This is a genomic window from Mesorhizobium sp. M2C.T.Ca.TU.002.02.1.1 (genome assembly GCF_003997225.1).
The window spans coordinates 1-5,995 of sequence record NZ_RZTO01000351.1 but is presented as its reverse complement, the minus strand read 5'-3'; the positions used below and the strand labels follow the sequence as shown (position 1 = coordinate 5,995).

At 62.3% G+C, this 5,995-nt stretch carries 8 protein-coding genes; 4 read left to right on the top strand and 4 right to left on the bottom strand.

The genetic code is table 11. From position 1 onward, the window contains the following. Window positions 1-128: 128 nt before the first annotated feature. From EOD07_RS18930 to EOD07_RS18915, 4 genes are all read right to left on the bottom strand, one after another. Window positions 129-1,169, bottom strand: a complete 1,041-nt coding sequence (locus EOD07_RS18930) for a DUF3445 domain-containing protein (RefSeq protein WP_127236554.1) — start codon at window positions 1,167-1,169, stop codon at window positions 129-131. 9 nt (window positions 1,170-1,178) lie between these two features. Next, window positions 1,179-2,144, bottom strand: a complete 966-nt coding sequence (locus EOD07_RS18925) for a PDR/VanB family oxidoreductase (RefSeq protein ID WP_127236553.1) — start codon at window positions 2,142-2,144, stop codon at window positions 1,179-1,181. Next, window positions 2,141-2,737 carry a dimethylamine monooxygenase subunit DmmA family protein gene (locus EOD07_RS18920; protein ID WP_127236552.1) on the bottom strand — a complete coding sequence of 199 codons (597 nt, stop codon included), beginning with the start codon at window positions 2,735-2,737 and terminating at the stop codon, window positions 2,141-2,143. Before EOD07_RS18920 ends, EOD07_RS18925 begins: the two co-directional genes overlap by 4 nt. Window positions 2,738-2,837: 100 nt before the next feature. Continuing rightward, the gene (locus tag EOD07_RS18915) at window positions 2,838-3,971 is read right to left on the bottom strand and encodes an aminomethyltransferase family protein (RefSeq protein WP_127236551.1); all 1,134 of its coding nucleotides are present in this window, start codon (window positions 3,969-3,971) and stop codon (window positions 2,838-2,840) included. A 295-nt stretch (window positions 3,972-4,266) separates the two neighbouring features. Between EOD07_RS18915 and EOD07_RS18910 the strand changes: the two genes are divergently transcribed. The 4 genes from EOD07_RS18910 to EOD07_RS18895 all read left to right on the top strand — a co-directional run. Beyond that, window positions 4,267-4,554, top strand: coding sequence for a hypothetical protein (locus tag EOD07_RS18910; RefSeq protein WP_127236550.1), 288 nt, complete (start codon window positions 4,267-4,269; stop codon window positions 4,552-4,554). A gap of 11 nt (window positions 4,555-4,565) precedes the next feature. After that, complete coding sequence (locus EOD07_RS18905) at window positions 4,566-4,943, top strand: hypothetical protein (RefSeq protein WP_040990883.1); 378 nt, start codon at window positions 4,566-4,568, stop codon at window positions 4,941-4,943. Window positions 4,944-4,974: 31 nt separating this feature from the next. Continuing rightward, window positions 4,975-5,130 (top strand): hypothetical protein, encoded by a 156-nt coding sequence (locus tag EOD07_RS18900; RefSeq protein ID WP_164772349.1) that lies wholly within the window; start codon window positions 4,975-4,977, stop codon window positions 5,128-5,130. Window positions 5,131-5,142: 12 nt separating this feature from the next. Then, the coding region (locus tag EOD07_RS18895) for an amino acid permease (protein WP_127236549.1) at window positions 5,143-5,995 on the top strand (853 nt) is incomplete at its 3' end.

Here is a 5,995-nt window from a genome sequence, read left to right as displayed (position 1 = left end):
CCCAAGTCCAAGCCGCCAGGCCCTATTACCTTCCGCCACGGCCTTCAGTACTTCCAATCCATCGCACGTGGCTGGAGCCTACGAGATGTGTGAATCTCCTAGCCCACTTCGTGGGGCGAGGAAGGTCTTCAATCCGGCCCAAACCCCGGGCTCGTCGGGCTGCCGTCATCGAGCTTCGACAGCCACTCCACCAGCGTCGGCCGATACCGCGTCAGGCCTTTGTAAGTTGCGAGCTCCTCCGGGAGGTCGCGGATGACGCGGTGCAGGCGGCGCGCCCATTTCGGCTGCGTGACCAATTCGTCCATCTTGATCAGGTAGCAGCGGATCGGGAAGACGATGGCGTTGGAGCGCGGCAGCCGCCAGAAGCTTTGCAGTTCGACCCGCAGATGCACCTTCTGGCCGACATTCTCCGGCGTGACGGTGGCGCGGTCCGGACCCCATTTGTGATAATTCTCGGGGCTGGTGTCGAGGCGCGGATTGATCGTCATCGTCCAGTTGAGGCGCCGGGCCGGCTTGCCCTGCTGGATGTTGGTGAGGAATTTCAACGCGCGGGTGAAGATGCCCTTCTCATGCGCCAAGGGCACCGGCGCGTGCCATTCGAAGAAGTTCATGCCGATGTCGAAATCGAGCGACCAGTCGGCCTGGGTGGTGACCATGCCGGCATCCATCCACAGATTGCCGTCGCGCTGGTCGAGGATGCAGAAATCGCCCTGGCTCTGGCGGGTGATGTATTCCATCGGGCCATAGGGCAGCGTCGAGGTGTCGCCGAAGGTGAAGGTGTCGTCGATGCCGAGCGGCCGGTTGATCCAGCGCCAGCGGTCGCCGTTCCGCTCCAGCGTGAAATGCTCGGGATAGCCAAGCGCCTGCTGCTCCATCAGAAGCTCGAGCAGGTCCCATCCGGCCAAGGTCATGTGCGGCAACGACTGGCAACGCAGCGGATCCTCGGCCAGCACCAGCGCGCGGTCTTGCATCTCGGCGACATAGTGCTCGTCGACGTCGATCAGGTTTTCGAGAACGCTGCCCTTCGGGCCGACGACATGCGGCTCGATGTTGACCGCGTACATGTAGGCGTCTTCGTTGAACGGGAAGGGAAAGCGCCTGATGTGCTCCGGGCTGTTCCTGAAGGTGTAGTCGTCGCGAAACGTTTCCTTGCGAAAGGTGATGCCCATTGACGCCTCCTATCTTTCCAGGACCAGCGACTTGCCCTCGAAGCGCGAGACGCAAGGCATGATCTTGCAGCCGGAACGGTGGTCTTCCTCGCTCAGCCAGTGATCGTTGTGGATGAACTTGCCGTCGGAAGAGATCACATTGGTTTCGCACTGGCCGCAGACGCCGCCGCGGCACAGATAAGGCGGGTCGACGCCCGCGGCTTCGATGGCTTCGAGCAGGCTCTGCTGCTCGCCGACGCGGATCGTCTTGCCGCTGACGGCCAAGGTCACGTCGAAAGGCGCGCCGGGCTGTGGGGCCGCGAAATGCTCGAAATGCACGGTCTCCGGCGGCCAACCGAGGCTAGCGGCGCGATCGCGCACCCAGTTGATCATGCCGGCCGGACCGCACACATAGAGATGCGTGCCGAGCGGTTGCGAGGACAAAAGCTTATCGAGATCGATGCGTTCCTCGCGGTCGTCGTGATAGAGCCTGACCCGGTTGCCGTAGCGCTGCTGCAGGACATCGGCGTAGGTGCCCAGCGAAGCGGTGCGGCAGGTGTAGTGCAGCTCGAAATTGCCGCCGGCGCCCGCCAGCTGCGACGTCTGCGCCATGAAGGGCGTGATGCCGATGCCGCCGGCCAGCATCAAATGCTTCTTAGCCCTGAGATCCAGCGAGAACAGATTGACCGGATAGCTGATCACCATCTCCAGCCCGGGCTTGACCTGCCGGTGCATGAACAGCGAGCCGCCGCGGCCGACATCGTCGCGCCGCACCGAGATCGTGTATTCGCGCGTATCGAGCGGCGAGCCCATCAGTGAATAGGGATTGAGCCGGGTGCGGTCGCCGTCGCGCATTTCGACCACGACATGGGCGCCGCCGGAAAAAGTCGGCAGCAGCCCGCCGTCGCGGCGACGGAAATGGAAGCGGGTGACGAGCTCGTTGACGGGAACGACGTCGCTGACGACGACATCGAGCTTGGTGGTGCCGGTGCTCATGGGAAAGCCTCCTCCATCGGAGGAATCTCGGAGCGATCCTCGGCGTTGATGCACACGCCCTGGAAGGCGGCGAGGCGCCTTGAATAGTGATCGCGCACCAGAAGCAGCAGGCCGCAATGCGAGCAGAGCGCCGGCTGCGTCGTCACATTCTCGGTGATGCCCTTGCAGTGCACGCATTGCATGCGGCGCGCCAGCGAGCCACGATGCTCGGTCTGCATGGAGGTGTGGTCGATGCCGGCTTCGAGCGCCGCCTGCATGGCCTGGCCGATCAGGCCCTCGGTGCCGGCAAGATAGAGCCGCAGGCCCATATGGGCGTTGGTCAGCGTCTGCTTGAGACGCGGCAGGAGGCTGGCGAAGGACGGCGCGATATGGAGTTGCGCCGGCTTCAATGCTTCAAGGGCCGCGACATGCCTGCCCTCGGGGCCCGGAATGAAGACGATCTCGGCGCCGTCGAAAAAGCCGGGCGGCGCCTTGCCGGCCATGTCGGTGATCGCCAGCGCGCCTTCCGCATCGGCGATGAAAAGGTGGTGCTTGCCGGGCTGCGGAGAGAGCGTTCCGTAAATGGGCCGGCTGATGATCGTCTTGGCTGCCATTCGTCCTTAGATCAGTTGGAGCATGATCTTTTCCGAAAACCGGTTCCCACTTTCGGGATCATGCTCGAGTGCCTTAAAACCCCTCCCCGTTGATGACGCCTCAACCCTTGGCGGTGCGCTTGGTCTTCTTCGGATCGTCGAACGGCAAGGGCTGCGCTGTCGCTTCGATCGAACCGCTCCTGTTGCGGATCTCGAGCTTGGTGTCCTTGACCGCGCAGTCGACGTCGAGACGGGCGATGCCCATCGATTTCTCGACCAGCGGCGAATACATGGCGCAGGTCACCACGCCGACCTTTTTGCCGTCGCGATAGACCGGCGCGCCTTCGTCCGCCGGTTCCTTGCCGTCGAGCAGCACGCCATAGATCTTGAAGCGTTCCTTGCCCTTCAGCCGGTAGTGTTCCTCGGCGCCGCGGAAGCCGGTCTTGCCGGGGCTGACGGTGAAGTCGAGGCCGAGCTCCCACAGCGTGTCGCCAGGGCCTTCGTTCTCGAACGGATATTTCTGCGAATTGTCGTAGGGGTAGAAGAGCAGGTAGCTCTCAACGCGCAGCATGTCGAGCGTGGTGAAGCGGCACGGGATGATGCCGGCGCTCTTGCCCTCGTCGAGGATGCGGTCCCAGATCGTGCCGGCGTCCTGGCCGCGGCAGAATATCTCGTAGCCGCGCTCGCCCGTGTAGCCGGTGCGCGAGATCATGACGGGCAAGCCGAAGAGCTGCGTCTGCATGTGATGGAAGTAGTTAAGGTCGCGGATGCCCGGCACATGCTTGGCGAGATAGTCGACCGCGGTCGGCCCCTGCAGCGACAGGTCATGCAGATTGTCGTCGAAGCGCAGCGACACATCGCGACCCATCGCCGCCCGCTGCAATTCCTCATGGCCGGTGCCGGAGCCATGCACCACCATCCACGAGTTCGGGCTGATGCGGTAGAGGATGCAGTCGTCGGTGAATTTGCCGGCCTCGTTCAGCATGCAGGCATAGGCCGACTTGCCGGGATAGATCTTCTCCACGTCGCGCGTCGTGGCGAGGTCGATGAGATGCGAGGCGTGCGGTCCCGTGATATGAACCTTCTTCAAGCCGGAGACGTCCATCAGCCCGGCCTTGGTGCGGATCGCGATATATTCCTCGTCGGCATCCTTGTCATAGGTCCAGGCGGTGCCCATGCCGCTCCAGTCCTCGAGCTTCGAGCCGAGCGCGCGATGGCGATCCGCCAGGGTCGAGAATCTCCAGGATGCCGTCATCCGATCGTCCTCCGTGCAATCTAGGTCGCTTTAAGCGGTTGCTGTTCCCTGCTCCTGCTTGGCGGCGGAGCTTGCTCGAATATTGACCGCAAACGGCGAAGCCCTGCAATCCCCTTGAAGCAAATAATTTCATTGTCAGGCAAATTTCTTGACTGGGAACAAACGGTTTACGATGCGTAAATCCGGCTTGACAATTTCGGGAATCGGGCAGAACTTATGAAAAAAATTTCACTCTGTTGAAAGAGTGGACGCCCGGTCGATTTCGGGGCCGGACGTCGCCAGAAGGGGAAAACCGATGTCCGACCTGCAGCAGCGCATCGAAGCGCTGTACCGTTCCGACGTGCGCGGATCCGTGCTCCTGATCGTTTGCCTATGGGCGACGATCCTCTTCGTCCTCCTGATGACCTGGGCCTACATCCCCGACGGCGGGATCAAGCTCGTGGTGGCGATCGCGGCCGCCGCGGTGCTGATCTTCAACACCGCGGCGATCCTCGCCATGCTCAACCACTACAAGGAAGACAAGGACTTCATCTACGGGCTCGACATCAAGAACGCCGACGCTGCCCGCAACCGTCAATCCTGAAGGGGGAAACCATGGCCCGCTATATCCCGCCGGAGCAGAACAAGGCCGGACAGATCCTCGACATCGCGGTCGTGGTGGTCGCTATCTTCGTGGCGCTGTGGCTGCCGCTGAAGCTCGGCTTCGCCGGGGCGGCGAAGTCGATCGATCCACTCGACGCCAAGACCTGGGACGCGCTCGGCCAGAACCCCACCATGGCCTCGATCTGGGAAAAGCTCGGCTACACGCCGGAGACGGCGCACGACATAATCCAGAACCGCTTCCACTACATCATCGACTGGCCGACGCTGATCATCATGGCGATCGTGCTGATCGCCTATTTCGTCTTCCTGTTCCGCGCCTCCGACAAGGAATACCGCGAGGTCATCAACGAGAAGTTCGACGACAAATAGACCTTCGTCGACAGGGGAAAACATCATGTGGATGGGACTGTCTTATGTTTGCTGGGGCATCTCGGTCGTGCTTGCGGCGTGGATGCTCTACGACTGGTTCAAGGTCGACACGACCTATTCCGAGGCCGTGCTGACATCCTCGCGCGAGGGCGAGCTTGAGGCCGTTTCCGAAAAACACCGGATCTGAGTGGGGACTGACATGACGGCCGCGGTTGATACGGGACAAACGACGACTATCCATGGCGACAGGGTCTCGCTGCTTCGGGTGCTGGGCCCGGCGCATGTCTGGGCGCTGGGCGTCGGCATCGTGCTGGTCGGCGAGTTCACCGGCTGGAATTTCTCCGCCGACAAGGGCGGCGCGCTCGCCGCGCTGATCGTCTGCTGGATCGTCGGGCTGCTCTACACATCGGTCGCCATGATCGACTCGGAGGTGACATCCACCGTCGCCGCCGCCGGCGGCCAGTACGCGCAGGCCAAACACATCGTCGGGCCGCTGATGGCCTTCAACGTCGCGCTGTTCCTGGTGTTTGCGTACACCATGCTCGAAGTGTCCGACGCGATCCTGCTCGGCGACACCATCGTCGCCAAGGCCGGCGTCGAAGGGCTGACGCACAATTCCTTCATTGCCGCCACCATCGTTGTGCTGGCCTGGCTCAATTATCGCGGCGTGCTGATGACGCTCAACGTCAATTTCGTCATCACCGCGATCGCCTATATCTCGATCGTCATCCTGTTCTTTTCCGTCAGCCCATGGACGCAAGGCGCGGTGCTGAAGCTCAACGAGCTGGTCACGCCCGGCAACGCGCTGCCCTATGGCTGGATCGGCGTCATCGCCGCCTTCCAGTTCGGCATCTGGTATTATCTTGGCATCGAGGGCACCACCCAGGCGGCCGAGGAAGTGCGCTCGCCGGCGCGCTCCCTGCCTTACGGCACAATGGCCGGCATGATCACGCTTTTGATCGCCGCCGCGATGACCTGGTATGTCTGCGCCTCGCTGATGCCCTGGGAGTATCTCGGCATCACTTATTACCCGCTGTGGGACGCCGGCAAGC

Bases quoted from the DNA above. Each gene is read 5' to 3' on its own strand.
- EOD07_RS18930 (WP_127236554.1), bottom strand. From the start codon at position 1,169: ATGGGCATCACCTTTCGCAAGGAAACGTTTCGCGACGACTACACCTTC.
- EOD07_RS18925 (WP_127236553.1), bottom strand. From the start codon at position 2,144: ATGAGCACCGGCACCACCAAGCTCGATGTCGTCGTCAGCGACGTCGTT.
- EOD07_RS18920 (WP_127236552.1), bottom strand. From the start codon at position 2,737: ATGGCAGCCAAGACGATCATCAGCCGGCCCATTTACGGAACGCTCTCT.
- EOD07_RS18915 (WP_127236551.1), bottom strand. From the start codon at position 3,971: ATGACGGCATCCTGGAGATTCTCGACCCTGGCGGATCGCCATCGCGCG.
- EOD07_RS18910 (WP_127236550.1), top strand. From the start codon at position 4,267: ATGTCCGACCTGCAGCAGCGCATCGAAGCGCTGTACCGTTCCGACGTG.
- EOD07_RS18905 (WP_040990883.1), top strand. From the start codon at position 4,566: ATGGCCCGCTATATCCCGCCGGAGCAGAACAAGGCCGGACAGATCCTC.
- EOD07_RS18900 (WP_164772349.1), top strand. From the start codon at position 4,975: ATGGGACTGTCTTATGTTTGCTGGGGCATCTCGGTCGTGCTTGCGGCG.